This is a genomic window from Mesorhizobium yinganensis (assembly GCF_040081985.1).
Lineage (GTDB): Bacteria > Pseudomonadota > Alphaproteobacteria > Rhizobiales > Rhizobiaceae > Kumtagia > Kumtagia yinganensis.
In genome coordinates, this window is the sequence record NZ_JBEBMH010000006.1 from 83,975 (window position 1) to 100,769 (window position 16,795).

At 60.8% G+C, this 16,795-nt stretch carries 28 protein-coding genes, 1 tRNA gene and 1 pseudogene; 9 read left to right on the plus strand and 21 right to left on the minus strand.

The window, feature by feature from the left end; translation table 11 throughout:
- Window positions 1–257 precede the first annotated feature (257 nt).
- The 3 genes from ABMA59_RS13780 to ABMA59_RS13790 all read left to right on the plus strand — a co-directional run bounded on the left by ABMA59_RS13780 (window position 258) and on the right by ABMA59_RS13790 (window position 3,139).
- Window positions 258–1,340, plus strand: coding sequence for a YcbK family protein (locus ABMA59_RS13780; protein ID WP_349005937.1), 1,083 nt, complete (start codon window positions 258–260; stop codon window positions 1,338–1,340).
- A gap of 77 nt (window positions 1,341–1,417) precedes the next feature.
- Window positions 1,418–1,492 (plus strand) — tRNA-Glu (locus ABMA59_RS13785).
- A 417-nt stretch (window positions 1,493–1,909) separates the two neighbouring features.
- Window positions 1,910–3,139 carry a calcium-binding protein gene (locus ABMA59_RS13790; protein ID WP_349005938.1) on the plus strand — a complete coding sequence of 410 codons (1,230 nt, stop codon included), beginning with the start codon at window positions 1,910–1,912 and terminating at the stop codon, window positions 3,137–3,139.
- 76 nt (window positions 3,140–3,215) lie between these two features.
- Here the strand turns inward: ABMA59_RS13790 and ABMA59_RS13795 are convergent, their stop codons facing one another.
- The 4 genes from ABMA59_RS13795 to ABMA59_RS13810 are packed head-to-tail and all read right to left on the minus strand — an operon-like array spanning window position 3,216 to window position 4,418.
- Window positions 3,216–3,404, minus strand: a complete 189-nt coding sequence (locus tag ABMA59_RS13795) for a hypothetical protein (RefSeq protein WP_349005939.1) — start codon at window positions 3,402–3,404, stop codon at window positions 3,216–3,218.
- Window positions 3,401–3,634, minus strand: a complete 234-nt coding sequence (locus tag ABMA59_RS13800; protein ID WP_349005940.1) for a hypothetical protein — start codon at window positions 3,632–3,634, stop codon at window positions 3,401–3,403. Before ABMA59_RS13800 ends, ABMA59_RS13795 begins: the two co-directional genes overlap by 4 nt.
- A complete protein-coding gene (locus ABMA59_RS13805; protein WP_349005941.1) occupies window positions 3,631–4,158 on the minus strand; it encodes a hypothetical protein in 528 nt (175 codons plus the stop codon). The genes ABMA59_RS13800 and ABMA59_RS13805 overlap by 4 nt, the downstream gene beginning before the upstream one ends.
- On the minus strand, window positions 4,152–4,418 hold the full coding sequence (locus tag ABMA59_RS13810) for a hypothetical protein (RefSeq protein WP_349005942.1): 267 nt from the start codon (window positions 4,416–4,418) through the stop codon (window positions 4,152–4,154). Before ABMA59_RS13810 ends, ABMA59_RS13805 begins: the two co-directional genes overlap by 7 nt.
- Between ABMA59_RS13810 and ABMA59_RS13815 the strand changes: the two genes are divergently transcribed.
- The 3 genes from ABMA59_RS13815 (at window position 4,418) to ABMA59_RS13825 (ending at window position 7,116) form a co-directional block, all read left to right on the plus strand.
- Complete coding sequence (locus ABMA59_RS13815; RefSeq protein WP_349005943.1) at window positions 4,418–4,744, plus strand: helix-turn-helix domain-containing protein; 327 nt, start codon at window positions 4,418–4,420, stop codon at window positions 4,742–4,744. The two genes, ABMA59_RS13810 and ABMA59_RS13815, sit on opposite strands and share 1 nt — an antisense overlap.
- 682 nt (window positions 4,745–5,426) lie before the next feature.
- Window positions 5,427–6,221 (plus strand): alpha/beta hydrolase, encoded by a 795-nt coding sequence (locus ABMA59_RS13820; RefSeq protein WP_349005944.1) that lies wholly within the window; start codon window positions 5,427–5,429, stop codon window positions 6,219–6,221.
- A gap of 565 nt (window positions 6,222–6,786) precedes the next feature.
- On the plus strand, window positions 6,787–7,116 hold the full coding sequence (locus ABMA59_RS13825) for a hypothetical protein (protein ID WP_349005945.1): 330 nt from the start codon (window positions 6,787–6,789) through the stop codon (window positions 7,114–7,116).
- Between the two features lie 21 nt (window positions 7,117–7,137).
- Here the strand turns inward: ABMA59_RS13825 and ABMA59_RS13830 are convergent, their stop codons facing one another.
- The 11 genes from ABMA59_RS13830 to ABMA59_RS13880 all read right to left on the minus strand — a co-directional run bounded on the left by ABMA59_RS13830 (window position 7,138) and on the right by ABMA59_RS13880 (window position 13,998).
- Entirely contained in the window at window positions 7,138–7,878 is a 741-nt protein-coding gene (locus ABMA59_RS13830) for a hypothetical protein (RefSeq protein ID WP_349005946.1), read from the minus strand.
- A gap of 2 nt (window positions 7,879–7,880) precedes the next feature.
- On the minus strand, window positions 7,881–9,815 hold the full coding sequence (locus ABMA59_RS13835) for a hypothetical protein (RefSeq protein WP_349005947.1): 1,935 nt from the start codon (window positions 9,813–9,815) through the stop codon (window positions 7,881–7,883).
- A gap of 1 nt (window position 9,816) precedes the next feature.
- On the minus strand, window positions 9,817–10,497 hold the full coding sequence (locus ABMA59_RS13840) for a hypothetical protein (protein WP_349005948.1): 681 nt from the start codon (window positions 10,495–10,497) through the stop codon (window positions 9,817–9,819).
- Between the two features lies 1 nt (window position 10,498).
- On the minus strand, window positions 10,499–10,909 hold the full coding sequence (locus tag ABMA59_RS13845; RefSeq protein ID WP_349005949.1) for a hypothetical protein: 411 nt from the start codon (window positions 10,907–10,909) through the stop codon (window positions 10,499–10,501).
- A gap of 12 nt (window positions 10,910–10,921) precedes the next feature.
- Window positions 10,922–11,254: a hypothetical protein gene (locus ABMA59_RS13850; RefSeq protein WP_349005950.1), complete on the minus strand. Its 333-nt coding sequence runs from the start codon at window positions 11,252–11,254 to the stop codon at window positions 10,922–10,924.
- Window positions 11,251–11,496 carry a hypothetical protein gene (locus tag ABMA59_RS13855; RefSeq protein WP_349005951.1) on the minus strand — a complete coding sequence of 82 codons (246 nt, stop codon included), beginning with the start codon at window positions 11,494–11,496 and terminating at the stop codon, window positions 11,251–11,253. The genes ABMA59_RS13850 and ABMA59_RS13855 overlap by 4 nt, the downstream gene beginning before the upstream one ends.
- On the minus strand, window positions 11,487–11,996 hold the full coding sequence (locus ABMA59_RS13860; RefSeq protein WP_349005952.1) for a hypothetical protein: 510 nt from the start codon (window positions 11,994–11,996) through the stop codon (window positions 11,487–11,489). Before ABMA59_RS13860 ends, ABMA59_RS13855 begins: the two co-directional genes overlap by 10 nt.
- Window positions 11,997–11,998: 2 nt before the next feature.
- Window positions 11,999–12,256, minus strand: coding sequence for a P27 family phage terminase small subunit (locus ABMA59_RS13865; protein ID WP_349005953.1), 258 nt, complete (start codon window positions 12,254–12,256; stop codon window positions 11,999–12,001).
- A gap of 269 nt (window positions 12,257–12,525) precedes the next feature.
- Window positions 12,526–13,167 (minus strand): HK97 family phage prohead protease, encoded by a 642-nt coding sequence (locus ABMA59_RS13870; protein ID WP_349005954.1) that lies wholly within the window; start codon window positions 13,165–13,167, stop codon window positions 12,526–12,528.
- On the minus strand, window positions 13,164–13,694 hold the full coding sequence (locus ABMA59_RS13875; RefSeq protein WP_349005955.1) for a hypothetical protein: 531 nt from the start codon (window positions 13,692–13,694) through the stop codon (window positions 13,164–13,166). Before ABMA59_RS13875 ends, ABMA59_RS13870 begins: the two co-directional genes overlap by 4 nt.
- A complete protein-coding gene (locus ABMA59_RS13880) occupies window positions 13,678–13,998 on the minus strand; it encodes a hypothetical protein (protein WP_349005956.1) in 321 nt (106 codons plus the stop codon). Before ABMA59_RS13880 ends, ABMA59_RS13875 begins: the two co-directional genes overlap by 17 nt.
- 71 nt (window positions 13,999–14,069) lie before the next feature.
- Between ABMA59_RS13880 and ABMA59_RS13885 the strand changes: the two genes are divergently transcribed.
- From ABMA59_RS13885 to ABMA59_RS13895, 3 genes and pseudogenes are all read left to right on the plus strand, one after another.
- Window positions 14,070–14,504 carry a GFA family protein gene (locus tag ABMA59_RS13885; RefSeq protein WP_425475918.1) on the plus strand — a complete coding sequence of 145 codons (435 nt, stop codon included), beginning with the start codon at window positions 14,070–14,072 and terminating at the stop codon, window positions 14,502–14,504.
- Window positions 14,505–14,713: 209 nt separating this feature from the next.
- Window positions 14,714–14,911 (plus strand): annotated as a pseudogene (locus ABMA59_RS13890) (hypothetical protein); the annotation flags it as partial.
- Window positions 14,912–14,929: 18 nt separating this feature from the next.
- Complete coding sequence (locus tag ABMA59_RS13895; RefSeq protein ID WP_349006151.1) at window positions 14,930–15,082, plus strand: DUF2934 domain-containing protein; 153 nt, start codon at window positions 14,930–14,932, stop codon at window positions 15,080–15,082.
- 32 nt (window positions 15,083–15,114) lie between these two features.
- On the opposite strand, the gene ABMA59_RS13900 is transcribed toward ABMA59_RS13895, so the two are convergent.
- From ABMA59_RS13900 to ABMA59_RS13925, 6 genes are all read right to left on the minus strand, one after another.
- Window positions 15,115–15,291, minus strand: a complete 177-nt coding sequence (locus ABMA59_RS13900) for a hypothetical protein (protein ID WP_349005958.1) — start codon at window positions 15,289–15,291, stop codon at window positions 15,115–15,117.
- Between the two features lie 144 nt (window positions 15,292–15,435).
- Window positions 15,436–15,870: a hypothetical protein gene (locus ABMA59_RS13905; RefSeq protein ID WP_349005959.1), complete on the minus strand. Its 435-nt coding sequence runs from the start codon at window positions 15,868–15,870 to the stop codon at window positions 15,436–15,438.
- A complete protein-coding gene (locus ABMA59_RS13910) occupies window positions 15,863–16,144 on the minus strand; it encodes a hypothetical protein (RefSeq protein ID WP_349005960.1) in 282 nt (93 codons plus the stop codon). The genes ABMA59_RS13905 and ABMA59_RS13910 overlap by 8 nt, the downstream gene beginning before the upstream one ends.
- Window positions 16,141–16,344, minus strand: a complete 204-nt coding sequence (locus ABMA59_RS13915; RefSeq protein ID WP_349005961.1) for a hypothetical protein — start codon at window positions 16,342–16,344, stop codon at window positions 16,141–16,143. The genes ABMA59_RS13910 and ABMA59_RS13915 overlap by 4 nt, the downstream gene beginning before the upstream one ends.
- On the minus strand, window positions 16,334–16,516 hold the full coding sequence (locus tag ABMA59_RS13920; protein ID WP_349005962.1) for a hypothetical protein: 183 nt from the start codon (window positions 16,514–16,516) through the stop codon (window positions 16,334–16,336). The genes ABMA59_RS13915 and ABMA59_RS13920 overlap by 11 nt, the downstream gene beginning before the upstream one ends.
- A complete protein-coding gene (locus tag ABMA59_RS13925; RefSeq protein ID WP_349005963.1) occupies window positions 16,516–16,704 on the minus strand; it encodes a helix-turn-helix domain-containing protein in 189 nt (62 codons plus the stop codon). The genes ABMA59_RS13920 and ABMA59_RS13925 overlap by 1 nt, the downstream gene beginning before the upstream one ends.
- Window positions 16,705–16,795: the final 91 nt, after the last annotated feature.

A 16,795-nucleotide genomic window follows, 5' to 3' on the forward strand; every position in this document is an offset into this window, starting at 1 on the left:
TGATAGTATAACAGCAGCTCGCGCTGCCGGATGCGAGGGAAGGAAGCGGTTTGCGAGTTAGGGGAACGCGTAGCGCATCAAAGATCGGCATTGGCGTTCTCGGGGCGTTGGTTTCGGTTTTGCTTGCATCCTGCACATCGTCCGGTACGCCGGATTTCGAAGCCGGGATGCCAAGCTACAATTCTCCCACGATGGCGGCATCCGCCCCTGCACAGACAGGCCCCGGTCTCGCCCGGAGCGATGAACAAGCCTCCTCGGTGACTACAACGGCGTCCGTTGCGCAAGGTGATGGCGATGGACAGCTTCCCGACCAGGTCGCCTATCTGCCCACCGCAAATCCGGCTGTCGCTTTTCCGACCACCCAGCAGGCGCAGGCCGCGAGGCCTGACGAGACGGTGAAGCCGGCAGTGACGACTCCCCCGACCGCGGCAACCGAGACGGCGGCAGCGCCTGTGCCCGAGACGGAACCGGCACCTGCCGGAAAGACACAGGGTAAGGACGCTGCGTCGGCGGCTCCGGGCGAAGCGGTCGCAACCGCCGCCGAGTTCCCACAGGCTCAGCCGGCCAGGAAGAAGACGCTGTTCGGTTCGCTTTTCGGCGCGAGCCCTGCATCGGCGGCGCCATCGCCGATGGTCAGGCAAGATCGCAGCACCGCAGCGGCCTCGCAACGTCAGCAGCCCGCCAAGGCGGTGATCGAAAACACCACGCCCACGGCCTTCATCGAGAATCGCCCCGCCAAGCGCGTGATCGAGGAGACGGCGGCTGCAAAGCCCGTCCTCGACCTCGACGCGGCGCCCGCGCGCAAGCCGGTCGTGCTCGCCTCCTATGGCGGTGATGATAACGGCCTTCCCGGCGTACGGAGGACGACGGCGCTTTTCGAGATCAAGCGCAAGTCCGGCATCGACGACGACAGCGACGTCGACCTGCACGAGGAAGACGAGGAAGGGCCGGTCCGGCTTGCCTCCGCCGCCGGAATGGCGCGGCTGGCGCCGAATGGATTGCTGAAACAGACAGAGAGTGTCGACGTCGCCTGCCTGAAACCCTCTCTGGTGCGTGTCCTGAAGACCATCGAGCAGCGCTACGGTAAGAAGCTGATCGTCACTTCGGGTTACCGCAGCCGCCTGCGCAACATCCGCGCCCGTGGCGCCAAGAATTCGCTGCATATGTATTGCGCGGCGGCCGACATCCAGGTGCCGGGCGTGGGCAAATGGGAACTGGCGAATTTCGCCCGCGCCATGCCCGGCCGCGGCGGCGTCGGCACTTATTGCCACACCAATTCGGTCCATGTCGACGTCGGGCCGGAGCGCGACTGGAACTGGCGCTGCGGTCGCCGCAAATAGAACGAAAAAGCGTGATTTCATGTGCGCAGGCGGGTTGCCCGCGCGCTCCAAACTGACTATAAGCCCTCGCGTCGGCTGCGCCCATCGTCTAGCGGTTAGGACACCGCCCTTTCACGGCGGTAACAGGGGTTCGATTCCCCTTGGGCGTACCAACCATTTCAAGCACTTAGGCTGCCTGCCCTCCCCTTCGTGAAATATGCGTAAAATAAACGCTCGCGTACGCTGATGAATTTCCGCGAATTGAAGCGGGGTTGATTCGATGCCCGCGCAGAGGCCAGCGTGCCTCACTCAATCAGGATGTCCGCCTCTTTCGCGGCCTCGGCGAACGCCTTTTGAGCCGTGGACCGCCCAGTCCAGACGCGACGTTAGGCCGATGGCGGGCGACGGGTGAGAATGATTGGAGCGCCGCCAGCCTACGGCAATTGATTTTTTAGGAAGAAGCGAAATACGTACACCGAACTGATAGGCATGTTAACCCCGACGGTTGACGCTCCAATCACGAGTTGTGCATATACAACTAGGTGCTGGTGTTTGTAACGCTGGCTCATAATGGGCTTAGGGGGATAAGGATGGCAATTGTATCTGGCGGCACAACCGTCACCTTGGACATGAGTGGCTTAAAGGTGGCGGACCTTTTTGACTATGACGACGCCACCACGACGCCCACCGAAGCCAAATATTTCGATGACGCCAACAATTTCCTCTCTCTGAAGGGCGCCGGCCTCACATTCGATGCGAAGGACGCCCTCACTGGTGGAACAATCTCGACCTTCGAGCTTGTCGCTGCGGGCCTGACGACTTTCAAGATAGAGTCTATTCCGAACGTCAAAGTGACGGACCTGTCTGGCTTCATCGCCGCTGGCAATACAAAGGGCCTGCTTGGACTTGTGTTAGCCGGGAACGACACCGTCAACGGAACAGGATTGGATGACAAACTTTTCGGCTTTGATGGCAATGATACGTTCATTGGTGGTGCTGGGAAGGATATTATCGATGGCGGCAATGGTGTGGACCGGGCGAGTTATCTCTCGTCATCGGCAGGCGTGACCATCGATCTTCAAACAGGCACAGCTGCCGGCGGCGATGCTCAGGGCGACACGCTCACAGCCATCGAGAACGTGACCGGCTCAAGGTTTGCCGACAAGCTGACTGGCAACGGTGACTCCAACTTCTTCATCGACGGTGGCCGAGCCGTCGATACGCTCATTGGACAAGGCGGCAATGACATCTATGCCGTCCATAATTCGTCAACGGTCATTGTAGAGAACACAGGGGCAGGTAATGATCGCGTTGGGGTAGGCGGGACGAACTTTACGCTCGCAACCGGCGTGAGTGTCGAATTGCTCAATACAACCGCTCTGAAGGGAACGAGCAACATCAACCTGACTGGCAATGATATTTTCCAACGAGTTCGAGGCAATGAAGGAGACAACGTTCTGGACGGCAAGGGCGGGAATGATCTGCTCTTCGGAATGGGCGGCAAGGACACTTTCGTGTTCTCCTCGGCGCTGGGCGCAGGGAATGTCGACACCATAGGCGACTTCAAGGCGGCCGACGACACGATTCATCTGGAGAATGCCATCTTCACGGCCCTGACAGCCACCGGCACCCTTACGGGTGACGCGTTCCAGGCCAATACCTCCGGTCTTGCTACGGATGCGACCGACCGCATCATCTACGAAATCGATACGGGCAAGCTGTTTTATGACGCCGATGGCAACGGGGCTGGCGCCGCTGTTCAGTTCGCGTTGCTCACCGGAAACCCGGCGCTAACAGCCGCCGACTTTGTTGTGATTTAACTCGTATCCTATCGACTAGTTTAGCCCGGCCACGTCTCTGCAGCCGGGCTAATCATGTCGCCAACTTGGCGACTTGCTAGTGGAGCACTGGCCGCGCGTCCTCGCCGTCGACAGGTGCCTTCACCGCGTCGTGCATCGCCTCCAACAGCAGCTTGTTGTTCTCGTCGAGGATAATGTTGGCCTGCTTCACACCGCGACGGTCGCCGAGCACGAACCCAAATGCGAAGGCAATGACGATGCCGGCGGTAATGGCGAGATAGGTCACGACGGCTCACCCTCGATACCGCCTGCCTTGTCGAGCGCTGCGCGGATTTCGTTGGATAGCCCGCGCGCGATCCACAAGAGACTATCCACCCGCCTGTCATCGGTCGGCTGCACGATGCGGTCGAACTGGTGGTGACAGATGATGTCGAGGAGGTTGTCGAGGTTGACAATATCGGCGTGCAGGTCGCCCGCGCCGACGCTTGATTTTAGGTCGTATCTCTCGTCGATCATGACGCCACCGCCCCGGCCATGCGGTCGACCTGATCGAAGAATTTGAGGAGACACTCGTGCTCCCACTCCAACTCGTTCGCCGTTATTTCCTGCACCGATGCCACGGACATCGGCATCGATTCGAACTTCGCGACCTTGGCCCACACGGCGAGGCCGGCGAGTGTCTGAGGTTCGGTCGCCCGGATGCGCTCGGCTGTCTCATTCACCTTGTCCAGTGCCGCGTTGCTGACATTGGCGGCGTGTTCATTGCCGACCTCATGAGAAACCGCGAAGATGGCTTCTTGGTTCTCGTTCCACGTCAAGCCGCGCGCTTCGAACGTTTGCCACCACACATCATGGGTGCGTTCTGACTCGTGCCACAGCGGTATCCATTCCTTGTACAATCGCTCGAACTCGGCGCCGAGCCGAAGTAGTTCGGCATCGGCATCCGCGTCGTTCGGCATGACGAAGGCGGCCACGGCGGGCGTGGCAGCCGCTACGGTGAGCGCTGGCGCGCTTGTGAGCAGTCTGCGACGGGTCAGCATGGCGACACCTCGCGCGGGAACGTGATGTCGCAGCATTCGGCCACAGGACACCCTTTCGTGTCGTGCTCCCACTCGGCGTCGGCTCCGTCCTCCGCATCGGGTTCCAGTTCGAGGTCAGGATCACCGTCGATCTCGTCGAGCAGAGCGATCAGGTTCTCGATGGTCGTGGCGATGCGAAGTCGCATGGATGGTGTCACGGCGAGGAAGGTGGTAGCTGTGGGCAAACCTTCGGCGGCTGCCCGAACTGCAGTGTCCGGCATTGAAAATCCTCCAATCGAAAGTTATTTATGTACGCATAAAAAGTGCAACGTCGCATGTTTTATGTCAACATGAAAAGTGCAACTGGGGTGATTTTATGCTAACTTCTGCTCAATGCCGCGCAGCAAGGGCTCTTTTGGAATGGTCCCGCGAGGAGTTGGCGGCGGCGTCGAAAGTGGCCGTTCGAACAGTCGTGGATTTTGAGCGCAATGCGAGGGAGCCGCGTGAAGTGACCAAAGATGCCCTGCAACGAGCGCTAGAGGCCGCTGGCGTCATCTTCGTCGCCGAGAATGGCGAAGGGCCGGGAGTGAGGTTGAAGAAGCGATGAGCCGGCTTGCGCGCGAAGATATCTGTCGGCATGGTGGTGACCTTGTTAAGGGCCACGAATGTTCGTCATAGACTGGACTGCCGAACATTGGGCGGCACTTTTCACCGGTATCATCATCCTGGTCCTGGTCCTCATCTACCGGCAGACCCGCGCGCTAGTCCGGCTGAGCACTGCCGCTCTACTGCCTCATCCGAAGGTAAAGTTAGTTGCTCCTGACATCCTGCGAATTTCGGTGCCATCCGACAGTCGCTTTAGTATCTCCAAGATCGCGCTGAAGCCCAGAACGGCATCGCTCGCCGAGCAGCGCCTAAATCGCAGAGTGAACAAGAACGGCTCGCAAGCTTACCAAGACGCTTCATTGTGGACGGGGGTCCATCAATTTCCAAACGGTGTCAAAGCGGTTCGCTTTCGCGCGCAGCCCATGCCGCACAATTCGCGCTTGGTTATTACTTTGACGGGCCAAAGCCTTCCGAAGAAGCGAGTGACTCTCCGGCTGCCAGACAATATACCGCCCCACCGGTAACGCTGTCGGGGTCGACTTCATCCGGGAGAACGGTGGCGGCGCCGGTGTGAGGTTGCGGAAGGGAACGGGTTGTTCTGCAATGCCAACTTCGGCCTAGGTATTTTGGCCCGTTGATCTGCCGATCCGAATTCGCTAGTTGCCTCCTGGCAGGGAGAACGAATGAACGCGAAATTGCCGGGACCGCTTTCCGGACCAAATCACCATTTCGCGTTGCGGCCTGGCAGCGATCGGCTTGTGGTATTTTTTTCGGGGACCGGCAAGGCCCCCGGAAAATTTGATTTCTGGAATGTTGGTCGGGAGATCGACGCAAACGTTTTGTTCGTGAACGACGAGGGCAACACTTGGTACCAACATGGCATCAAGGCTTTCGGCGCCACGATCGACGAGACCCTTTCCAACATCAAGAAGTGGCGCAAGGCCCTAGGGATCAAGAATACTTACCTCGTTGGCGCCAGCATGGGAGGCTATGGTGCGGTCCTCTTCGGAGCGCTTTTAAATGTTCGGGTCATTGCATTCGGTTTTGACAGTGTTTTGAAGCTTCCAACGAGCCAGAGCGAACGTTTAATTAACCCGTCAATCCAGCCGCTTTACCCCGATCTGCGACCGATATTGGCCCAAAGCCGGGCGAAGGTTTATGTCTACGCGGGGGAAATGGAAACCATGGACGTGGTGAGTGCGCTCCATATCTCCCGGTTAGCACATGTCTCAGTCCAAACGTTGCGAGGTGCCACCCACGCCTCCGCGAAGTTCGTACATGACCATGCCGATCTTCGTCTCGTCTTCTCCGCATTCCTCGACAGCAAACCACTGCCAAGGATGCATGCTTGCGGAAAAATGTGCAGCATGCCGTCATTGGTGGACTTGCTTCACAAGGCGCATTTGGCTCATTCTGAAAAGTCGTACGAACTTTCCCCGCACGATTTGTCAATCCGCTTTGAAACACGACCCTTGTAATGAAGCAGTCCACTACCTCCTTGGGCTTAGCCACCTCAAGCTGGGCGAAAGTTCACTCGCCGCGAAACATTTGAGTATGGTGGTAGCAGCGCTACCCGACTTTGAGGATGGACATTTCTACTTTATAAAATCTATTCGCGCACATAAGCATCATGAGGGAACCTTAGATTTGATGCAGAAACACTTAGAGAGATGGCCGAGTTCTTATAGAACTCACCTGTTGATGGGGCAGTTGTACGGCGCCCTGAAACGTTATGACGAGGCTATCAAATCGTTGGAGATAGCGGTCCAAGATCCCAAACGGGGCCACACATACGGCAAAACCCTCGACCAGATGAGGGCCGCCATTAAGATCGCCGAACGGCCGACCGTCGCCAAATATTTGAGCAAAACCTTCGGGCGCTTGGCGAGGCCGTCATAGCTGCAGTTTGTGCCACGATAAGCGTCTTTCCGCCCAAGAACCGGCATAGATCGACGCAACCGCAGGCGCATCCCGCCTGGGAGACGACAAAGGTGCGAGGCCGCGTACGGGCGGCTTGGCGTCGGCCAAGGAGAGAGCAATTCAGTGAGCAGCATTTTCGTTCTAGAGATTGGCGGCCGTCCGACTATTGCTGTGGAAGCCTTTGACCAAGCGGACGCAGCTTCGTGGCTCGCCGACGAGATTGTTCAAAGTGACTTGAAGGAACTGCTTACAATTTTCGGTCACCCGCTTTGGGACGGGGTCGAGGCTTTGACGATGCGCCAGGGGACCGCTGCGGAAGCACAAACGTGGCGTTCGGGGTTCACCGCCGGCGCCATCAGCGGAACTTATTACGGCGGGCCGAGTACCTATTTTGCGGTCAAGCTAGTTCCAATAATCGAACCGCAGCCGATCGAGGGGCACAACTTCATCTAAAAACTTGCGCGGCTTGGGTCTCTATGCTTCGCGGCGCAACCGCTCAGCCGCTCGGCGCTGCTGGCGGTTCATCGGCGGATTTAGCGGCGTCACGTTGGTGCCAGCAAAAGGATTGATCGGCTCGCCCACCTTGTCCGGCCAGGTATGGAGGCGGCGGGTCGTGGCGCCGGCTGCCGTGATCACCGTGAGGTCGAGATGGCCGCCGATAGCGTATCGCTCCCGGCTGTTGCTTTCGAACTTCAGTGACGCCTTCTCACGACGCAAGCCCTCGGCGAGGTGCAGGCCGCAGGCGGCCAATCCGCCGTTGCTTTCCAGGATCGCCACCTGGCGGTGGTTTTCGTCGCGCATGATGCCGTTGGCGTTGAGGCCCCTGCCGACATAGAGGCGGCAAGCCTCGATCTCCGGTTTGTCGGACTTCGTGATGAAGTAGGCGAGTTGCGGCCCTTCTGTCTCAGACATGCCGCCGATCAGCGCCTCGAAATGCGGAAACCCCTCCGGCATGTCGGCAAGTTCCGGGATGCCCTCCCGCAGGGCGGCAAGGCCGATATCGAAGCTGCCGGCTGCTGCAAAAGCCTTGCACGTATTTGCCTCGAACATCTCGATGATCTTGGCATTGCCCCGGATCGAAATTGCGCCGGCACAGCCGGGCAGGATAATGGCCTTGTTCTTCGTTGCGGCGAGCCTGTCGTCGCGGTCAATCGATGCGCCATCGGTTAGCATTTCGACGCTGGAGGCGCGGCAGAGGCCGATAAACATGGACATGGTCAGTCTCCTATGATGGCGGTCACGAGAGCGTCGAACGCTTCCTCATCGGATGCGACAGGCGCGGTCAGGATGGATTTGGCGAAGGCGTCACCGATGTCGCCGCCGTTATCAAGCAGTTCGTCCTTGAAGTCCGTCAGGAAGCCAGTGACACCATCGCGAATGTCGGTGATGCGGTACTGATAGCGCATTTCATTGGCAGCCGCGCTGTCCATTCCCTGGCCAGTGCCTCGGAGCCGGCTGGCGATCTGCTGTTCACGGTCGCTGCGGAAAAGCTGCTCTCGCTCGAACGCCAAATCCTGGCCAAGCTTCATTCCCGCCATGGCGTCGGCCGCCTCGCCGTAAGCGGTCGCCTGTTGACGGATGGCGTCGAGTTGTGCGGGTGAAAGCTCGATGTTCTTGGCGTAAGCGGCGGCGAGCATTTCCTGCTCGGCTCGGAGCGATGCCGCTGCGGCGCCGGTGAGCCCCAGCAGTCGCGCCTCGTCCTGCAAGCCTCGCATCCTGAGTTCGTGCTGGCGCTGCGCGTCCTGCATAAAATCGAGACTGCCGGGCTGGTCGTCGAGACCTCGGAACTGCGGGATTGGAATGCGCGGTCCGGAGCCAGCGCCTGCATTGCCGTTCGCACCGCTCGGTATCAGGTCCGTGCCGTTGACGGTGGCGTTGATGGCGTCCTGCAATTTCTCGAAAGTCAGTCGGGTCAACTCGCCCTCGGCTCGGAGCCGTTTCAACTCCTGCGCAACGGGACTGGCGTCGATCATCGCCTGCGTCTTTTCCAGGCCGGTGATTTCGTCGGGCAGGCGGACAAACGGCACGCTGCCGATGCGCGGATCAGCAAAGCCCTGACGCTCGAGGTCCATGCGCGTGTTGACCCCGGTCGCAAGGTCGCTGCGCAGGGTTTGCCCCGCGATAGCCGTCTGGCTGGCGTTGACCTTAAGGGCCGCTTCCTGCCGCAAGCCCTCCAGTTCGAGCAGCGCGCGCTTGGCGGCAAACTCACGTTCGGCGTTGGCGATGATCGTGTTCGTGGCGGTCGTGCTGGCGGCGCCGGTCAAGGCGATGGCGTCGCGATAAGTTTTCTGCAGGTCGCCGAGCTCGGAAATCTGTCCCTTGACCGTGCCGAGCGGCGCGGCTTGATCTGCGAGCGCCTGCGTCACGCTATCAACGCCAAGGCTGGCCTCAACCGAAAACGACTGCAGAAGCTTGTAGCCGCCGTACATCGCGGCGATCGCCGCAATCCATGGACCGGCCGCGCGTGCCACACCGCCAAGGATGCCGATGCTGTCCTTCCACAGCGCGTTCAGGCCGCCTTGGCCGGCATAAAGTTGAGCGATTTGCGGCCCTTGCTGCGCCAGGATCATGGCCGGGTTCAAGCCCCCGGCGAGGCCCTGTCCGATATCAAACGCCTGATAGCCAAGAATTTGCCGCCGGCCAGCGGCAGCACCGCCAGCGACCATTCCGGGCACGTTGTCGTTGGCAGTCATGGCAAGCTGCTTGTGCGCGGCAACGGCCCGGTTCGCCAGTGCGATTTCCTCAGTGAGTTGCGCATTCACGCTGCCGATGATGCCGGCCAGCTTGCCGTGACCTTGTGCGGCGAGGTTTGCGGCATTGGCCGTCAAGCCGAGTTCGCGTGCCATTCCCATGTAGATCGCAGAGGCACGGCCGGCGGCGAGGTTGTTCGTTTCCATTTCAAACGACAGGACTTTCAGGCCCTGCGACATGCGCGTCTCTTCGCGGTAGCCTTCCTCAAATCCCCGTGCGAGCGTGTCGAGTTGCGAGCGCGTTCGGGTCGCCTTAACCCCGACTTCGCCCATTTCGACCTGCACGTCGCGAAGGCCGGTATCGAGGCGCTTATTCGCGCTGTCCATCGCGTTGGCGCCCTGCACCCATTGAGACGGGTCCAGCACCGGAGCAACGCGTAGGGCGTCCATTTTCATGACCATCTCAACGGCCTCCTTGGCGAATGACGACGGCGGGATAACTGATCGCTTGCCCGGCCTGCCGGTCTTTCCGGCCACCGCCGCGCTTCAATATGTAGGGAACGCGGGCGTTGATGCCGGGCGGCAGGTTCAGCCATTTCGAAGTGAAGGTGAATTTAGCGCCGCCGGGTTGCTTGCCCTGGCGGTTGTTCATGACGTTGGCGGTCGCGCCATGCACACGGCCCGCCGAGCGAAACAGTGTTGCCCTGCCGCCGGTGGCGCCTTCGCTGGTTTCGACCTTGCGGGTATATGGCTGGACGTTGACCACCCACACCTCAGCCTGCGCCGGGATGTCGTCATAGGTGGTGGCGATCTTGTTGCCGACGATCACCACGAAACTCTCGGCGAAGCGCCCGGAGCGGCGCGGCGAACGCTTCCTTAGCTCTTCCAAGGTCTCGGTGATGATCGCCGTCCAGTTCGAAAACAGGTAGAGGATGGCGTTCGGAATCTCCGTCGCTTCCTCGGGAAGATCGGCAATGCCGTTCACATATCGGGTATAAAACGGGCTGGCCTCGCCCGACGCGATCACACGTTGCAGTTCCGACTTGGCAAACGCCGCTAGCGCCGCCTCTGCGTTCTCAGGAAGAACGTCGGTCGTGAACTGGTTAAGCGCCGTGCCCAGGCTCTGGAACGTATAAGTCGCCACTTTACTCCCCGTCGCTCGGCGGTTCGGATTGAACGATGGCGGAACGTGATGCCGGCGAGGCCGACACTTGCGCCGCACACCACACCACCGCACCGAGCAGTTCGCGGTAGCTGGTATCGGCGAGGCGCGCCTTCGCCTCGGCTGCGACATAGGGGGTGTCGAATCCATGCCAGCCAAGCAAAAGGTGCTGGCCGATCACTTCGGCTTTGGCCGCGTACCGGTCCTGCTTGTCCTTGTCGCTGTCTTTGGCCTTCGGTGCGAAGGCGCGTTCAACGCGATCCTTGTGTGTCTGGTAGGCTGGCAATTGCAGGCCCCGGACATGGAACCATACGCCTTCCCAATCCGGGTAGCGCACCCACCGGCCTTCGCGTTCGGCCTCAATGTCGACGGCGATCTTTTTCAGTTCGATCACGTCCATCATCCTCTATTGCCCCGGCATGAGAAACGGGTTGTGCGCGTCGGGATCGATCATGGCGGCATGGCTCGCCGGGATGTCATCGAAGGGCGGCGCGAGATTGAAAAGCGCTTCCTGCCCGCGCTGCCTTTGAAGCAGGCGGCGCGTATAGTGCTGGATGGTCTCGGTATAGCCGGCGAGGTCGGCGAAGTTGTTCGCCAGCTTGATCGCCGCCTCGCGGATTTCCTCGGGCGTCATCTTGTCCATGGCCGCAATGATGCGCTCCCGGCGCTGATCGTCCTCGAAGGCCCGCAGAGCGAATAGCGCGGCTTCCTCAGCGGCTCGCTCGGTGTCGATCGTCATGCTGCGGCCTCCTGCAATCGGGCTTGCAGCGCCACTGCCTGCCGCCACGTCTCTTCGCCCCACGAATGCCGGTCAGCCGGGTCGACGCCGAGCGGAGTGATGCTGGCAGGCAGCGGGGAGGCTTCCCAAGGCCCGAGGCCAAGCGCGAGATGTAGCGCTGCGAAGTCTCGCGCGCGGAAAGCTTCGACGGCTTCCGGCGTGACTTTCTGTCTTCGCTTCGGGTTGCGGCGTTTCACTGGCATCGGGCGGCCTCCCCATCGAAGAGCAGCCCCAGGCGCGCGAGATATTCAGCCTCACTCTCGAATGTCGGCGGGTCGTCGGGATCGTAGACATCTGCGACGAAGTCGCCTGGCTTGCGCTTCTCATCGATCAGATGGCCATCAACATGGCGGTGTTGCCCGTTGTAGTATTCGAACTCCCACTGATCGACGTAGCTGGTCGGCATGCCGTATTCGAAGTCAGGGACGTAGTTGAGCACCTCGAACTTCGGCGTTCCTTTGCCGCCGGTGCGAATGCGGTTCTCCGGCGCATCAAACATCCACCACCCGCGCGGGCGGGTGCCGGGATTGTCCTGAACCCATTGCGCCAGCAATTCGTCCCGCCAGCGCTCCCACATGTCGCGGACTTCCGCGTCGCTCCACCAGAAAACGAACTGGTGTTCCGGGTCGCCGAGGAAATGGCCCTCCACCTCCTCCGGCAGCCCGCTCTCTCGGCGTATCGCCCGCTTGCGCTTTACCGGCATGGCTATCTCCTATTGCTGCCGATGGCCGGCGGGCGCGTCGGCTCGCCTCCTGGACCCTCGCCGTCGAGGTCCAGTTCCCGGATCGCCCGCATGAAGGCGATCCGCGCATCCCTTTCGATGGACACCTCTGGCCGAACCTTCACGCCGCCCTTCTCGTCGACGAACGTCAATCCGTGCTTGGCCACCGCCTTGCGAGCCTCTTCCTTTCGGTCCCAAGCCTCAGCGGCGGCGATGAGCACCCTCAGATGCCAGGACTCCAACGAGAACTCCGCCGCGATGCTTTCGAACCAGGCCCGAGTGGGAGGTGCCAGATGCTTCGGAGCGGATGGCGTCGCCTTCGACGCGGATGGACGAGGCTTTGCCGTCGAGTTGTCCGCGACGACGGTCAATGCTGCGGCGCTTTGTGGCCCTCGGGCACCCATCTATTCACCTCCTCGCACGCGCGGATTGAACCGGGGACGCCAAAATGAAAACGTTTGCCCCGACCGGTCTAGGCCCCTTGGCCCTGTAGGGATTTGCCCTGCCCCGGTCATAGCCTGCCTGCCATGCGAAGAACGTGGTCGACGCTCGGCGGCACCTTGCCGCGCCAGGAAGAGGCAGGCGAGGCTGATGGACGGCATGTCGGAACAGCCACCAGCCTCGCCGCCGATGCAGAACGGTTGGCAAGTGCAAGGCCTGGAGAAAGAGCCCTGTTTGACGCACCTGCCGCCCATCGCTGCGCTAGTCGCCGAGTGAAAGCATCGCTCGGCTTGTCTTCGAGCCAGCAATTGGCCCCTTCGTCGCCGTACGCTCCGTTAAGCCGCGCGCAAACGGCAACGTGATCAATGTCGGCGGCTTCTATGACTCTGAGGCCGTCGCGTTCATTGCACTGCAGAAAGGTGAAGTTCACGCTGCAATCGGATGTGCTGCCGTCGCCGATGGTGCGCAGCGCCGCACGCTTCCAGCCCACTGCATCGTCAACGTCTGCCGCCCAAGCCAACCCGAACGCATCGTTCCAGAGTTGCAGTGTGCCGTTCGCGGTTTGCGCCAGGGGATAGTCATGCCCTTCGTGCATGAAACACAATCGGACATTCCGCGTGTCGATACGTACGGCGTTGGGCCGAACCATCTCCCAAAGCCCGTCGATCTGGATGGCTCTGTTCCAAGGCAGCGCGTAGCCGTTGACCTTCATGTGCCGCGCTCCTGCTCGGGCAGAAACTCGGCTGCCCACTCGGACAACGAAGCTAGCGGACGCGCGTCGACCGTGCCCATCTTGGCCATGAGGCGCGACACGTCCTTGTGCGGGTGTGGAGCCGATGCTGCGAAGTGCGGCGCGACCACATACGCCTGGAGGCTCTGAAGTTCCGCCAGTGCCGAATTGGCTTCCGTCAGCGCCCTAAGGAGCCGGCGAGCCTGCGCCGAGGCGAACGGGTGGAGCAGCCTGTCTACTTCCGGCGCAAAATCCCGGACGAGCTTGGCGCGCTCGACGCGGAGCCCGGTGATCTTCTGTTCGGCCAGCGTGATCTGGCGATCGAACTCTGTGACCTGCTTTGTGGCCTCGCGGTCAGCCGTCGCGGCAACATACGTGCGCAGCGGCGCGCTCTCCTGGCGCAGGCGTTCGCGCTCGGCGCGGGCGGTGGCGAGTGCCTCCTCGGTGCGTGCAAGCTTGCTCGGCGGGACGATCAGCGGTTTCGGCGGGAAGTCAGGCTTTGCCAACATCGGCGGTGGTCCTCGGGTTGTCTGATTTGCCCAAGGTACCAGCGGTCAAGCGTCCAGAAGCGTTACGCATAACGGAAATCTTCCATCGCTCGATGATTTGTGCCGCCTTGGCTTCGAGATGGTGCCTGCTCTGTGTCTCGGCTTCGGAGAGTTCGCCGGCCTCGATCAGCGCGTCGGCGAAGCCGAAGAGGTCGACGACGACACGCAGCACTCCCTGATGGCGCCGGATGCGTTTGCGGTAAGCCCGCTGGCGATCGGCGGGACTCATCGACGCTGTCCCAAGGTGCAGCGCCATGGTCGGCAACGGGAACAACTTCCGTTCGCGGGTGTTCGGGATACACTGCGGTGGAGGCATTCAGCATGAACGCGATTGAGATGGGCAGATACCGCACCGGCGGCTGCATGTGTGGAGAAGTTCGGTTCCGCGTCGAAGGCGAACCCATCCGCACCGGCCTCTGCCATTGCAAAGACTGCCGGAAATATTCCGGCTCGGCCTTCACGATTTTCGCTGTGTGGCCTCTTAGCTGGTTCAGCATGAGCGGCCACATCGGCACCTACGCCGGACGAAGCTTCTGCACCAATTGCGGCGCACGCCTGTTCTCGCTGAGAGCCGAAGAGGCAGAAATTATGGTGGGCAGCTTGGACGAGGCGCCTTCCACGCTCATCCCGAGCTATGAGCTTTGGGTCGGCAGGCGGGAGGAATGGCTGCCCGAATTGCCGTGGACCGACCTGCATCAGGGCGATCGCGACCCGAACCGTGAGAGTTGGCGTCAGCCTATGCGTGTCGGGCATACCGGCGGAGGCCGATAAATGCCCTCGAAGTTTCGCTCTGCAATCGCCGAACTGCTGCCGTCGTGGCTTCAGCCGAAGCGGCCAACCACCCAGCCAAGCACCAGCAAGCCGCAAGGTGGCAGTCGTCCGGCAGGTGGCACCGGCAACACGAGTGGGACGAGCGGACCGTAGATCGGGAACTTCGCGCGTCAGCCCGAGTTCTTCCAGCGAGCGGAGGAGACACGACGATGGCAAAGCGACCACGCGACGGCGGCGCGCCCGGAACAACAGATCAGTGGCCTCGTTGGGAAGGCCCGCCGGAAAATCGGCCGCCCGGATATCTGCCTGCTTTGGACGATCCAGCACTTGACCGAGATGCTGCCTGGGAAAACCTCGTCGACCCTGAGAAGAGCGATCTTTCTGATGCGCTGAAGCAACGTGGCGACAATACCAGCGCCGGCAATGTGCCGGAGAGCGATCGCGAGGAACGTATCCGCCGACGAGCCTATGACCTATGGGAACGCGAAGGCCGCCAGGACGGCACTCAAGAGCGACACTGGCACGATGCAGTCCGTCAAATCGACGAAGAGGACGGTGCGCAGCGTCCGCTGGCCTGACGTAAATTTCCGCCGTCAGAACTTTGGAAGGCTCACGCGGCATCGAGCGTGCCTCCCAAGGTCTCCCAGAGACGGAAGGCTCGCTGGTATTCTGAACTGGAGTATTCCAGTCCGCCGTCGCTGACTTGCTCTTCGAGCCACCTGTACCAACGCTCGACGAAGGTCTTCGTGGTGCCGGCCTTGATGGTGCGCTCGATCATCGCCAGCATCGCGCCGACGCTACCGCTAGGCTCCCTCTCAAAAGCCCATCTTGCGCCGTCAGGCGCCGTTTCAACGGGATCTCTTAAAAACGCTTCGCGGGATTTATTATCCCCTTCGGGGAATATATTATACACCGCATCTTCTTGATTTTGTTAAGCGTTTTCTAAAAGTTGGTTACCTCTAGCGGCACTTTCGGGAACGAGTTGGTTACCTCTAGACGCGTTTGAGGTAACCGTTTCGCTACCTGTAGGGGTAACCAGTTCGTTACCTGTAGGCGCCTTTGTGAAGTGCTCGTCGAACTCGTTGTAGATGACAAAATAGGCGCGATATTTTGGATTTAGCGGGTTGTCTCTGCCGCCTACGTATCCGCACTCGGCGAGGGTCCGGATCGATCGCGACAGGCTTTTGAGGTGGCAGTTCAGCTTCGCGGCCAGCTTGCCGTGGCCGATCGTGCAGCCGACGCCGTTCTTGCTGAAACGGTCGTGCATCGCGATTGCAGCGAGCACGCGGAGATCGAGCGCCGCGAGACGCTCGTCACCGATACAGCGTGCCGGGATAGCCGCAAACGTGGGCTTGCCCTCAGCCATCGCCACCGCCTTGCCGCAGCCGGCGGTGTTCGGCCTGATGGTGTCCTCGACAAAGCCAACGCACCTGCATGGGCTTGTCGTAGTCGTCGTGATGGCCCTCGGCGCTGGGGTCGCCGCATACGGCACAGCCCTCGGGGATTATCAGGCCACGTCTCACGGCGCTGCGCAGTGCGGCGTGCGCCCAAGTCGCTTTCGGATGGCTGGCGTCCCAGGCGCGCTGAGAATGCCACTTTGCCTTGGCCTGAGCTTCGGAAGGCGAGTCTGTGCTGCTCATGCGCCGGCCCTCCCGAAGATGATTTCCGCTACGGCAAGCGCGACCGGCCAGGACAGGCCGGGAGCGTGACGTAGGACGCGAAAAGCTTGAATTTTCAAATGGGGCGTGGCATCTTCTGAAATGTCGATCGCTGCAATGATGGACATTTCAGAAGAGCCGCCCGCCTTGACCACGAGCGGCTCTTTTGCGTTAGGGAGCATTGGCACCTCCCATGCGCAGGCGGTTTGCGGATCGGATGATCTCGACGGCGGTGATCGCCGGGACGCCGAAGCGGCGTTTGAGTTCATCCACCACGCCACTGTCGATCTGGTTGCGATGCTGGACGAGCCAGCGGGCGCCGATCTCAATGATCTCGTCGGGCTGGAGGTCCATCAGGCAGCCTCCATCATCGGGAGGGCGCGCAGGAAGGCTAGATAGTCGTCACGCAGGATGACGGTCTTACGGCCCAGCTTATGGGCCTTCAGGCGGCCCGTCTTGATGGCCTCATAGATTTTCGTGCGACCAGGGCCGCCGGCCTGGGCGGCTTCCTCGATGCTGAAAGCGAGCTTTTCGGTGGACAATTTGGTTCTCCGTGGTGGCGCGGTTCGCACATTCGCGTGCGGGTGCGCGGTTGTTCACGGAGACAAAGATGATAGTAGATTCAGTGGGTTA

Bases quoted from the DNA above. Each gene is read 5' to 3' on its own strand.
- ABMA59_RS13790 (WP_349005938.1), top strand. From the start codon at position 1,910: ATGGCAATTGTATCTGGCGGCACAACCGTCACCTTGGACATGAGTGGC.
- ABMA59_RS13800 (WP_349005940.1), bottom strand. From the start codon at position 3,634: ATGATCGACGAGAGATACGACCTAAAATCAAGCGTCGGCGCGGGCGAC.
- ABMA59_RS13805 (WP_349005941.1), bottom strand. From the start codon at position 4,158: ATGCTGACCCGTCGCAGACTGCTCACAAGCGCGCCAGCGCTCACCGTA.
- ABMA59_RS13810 (WP_349005942.1), bottom strand. From the start codon at position 4,418: ATGCCGGACACTGCAGTTCGGGCAGCCGCCGAAGGTTTGCCCACAGCT.
- ABMA59_RS13820 (WP_349005944.1), top strand. From the start codon at position 5,427: ATGAACGCGAAATTGCCGGGACCGCTTTCCGGACCAAATCACCATTTC.
- ABMA59_RS13830 (WP_349005946.1), bottom strand. From the start codon at position 7,878: ATGTCCATGTTTATCGGCCTCTGCCGCGCCTCCAGCGTCGAAATGCTA.
- ABMA59_RS13835 (WP_349005947.1), bottom strand. From the start codon at position 9,815: ATGGTCATGAAAATGGACGCCCTACGCGTTGCTCCGGTGCTGGACCCG.
- ABMA59_RS13850 (WP_349005950.1), bottom strand. From the start codon at position 11,254: ATGACGATCGACACCGAGCGAGCCGCTGAGGAAGCCGCGCTATTCGCT.
- ABMA59_RS13855 (WP_349005951.1), bottom strand. From the start codon at position 11,496: ATGCCAGTGAAACGCCGCAACCCGAAGCGAAGACAGAAAGTCACGCCG.
- ABMA59_RS13860 (WP_349005952.1), bottom strand. From the start codon at position 11,996: ATGCCGGTAAAGCGCAAGCGGGCGATACGCCGAGAGAGCGGGCTGCCG.
- ABMA59_RS13870 (WP_349005954.1), bottom strand. From the start codon at position 13,167: ATGAAGGTCAACGGCTACGCGCTGCCTTGGAACAGAGCCATCCAGATC.
- ABMA59_RS13875 (WP_349005955.1), bottom strand. From the start codon at position 13,694: ATGTTGGCAAAGCCTGACTTCCCGCCGAAACCGCTGATCGTCCCGCCG.
- ABMA59_RS13885 (WP_425475918.1), top strand. From the start codon at position 14,070: ATGGGCAGATACCGCACCGGCGGCTGCATGTGTGGAGAAGTTCGGTTC.
- ABMA59_RS13900 (WP_349005958.1), bottom strand. From the start codon at position 15,291: ATGCTGGCGATGATCGAGCGCACCATCAAGGCCGGCACCACGAAGACC.
- ABMA59_RS13905 (WP_349005959.1), bottom strand. From the start codon at position 15,870: ATGGCTGAGGGCAAGCCCACGTTTGCGGCTATCCCGGCACGCTGTATC.
- ABMA59_RS13910 (WP_349005960.1), bottom strand. From the start codon at position 16,144: ATGAGCAGCACAGACTCGCCTTCCGAAGCTCAGGCCAAGGCAAAGTGG.
- ABMA59_RS13915 (WP_349005961.1), bottom strand. From the start codon at position 16,344: ATGCTCCCTAACGCAAAAGAGCCGCTCGTGGTCAAGGCGGGCGGCTCT.
- ABMA59_RS13920 (WP_349005962.1), bottom strand. From the start codon at position 16,516: ATGGACCTCCAGCCCGACGAGATCATTGAGATCGGCGCCCGCTGGCTC.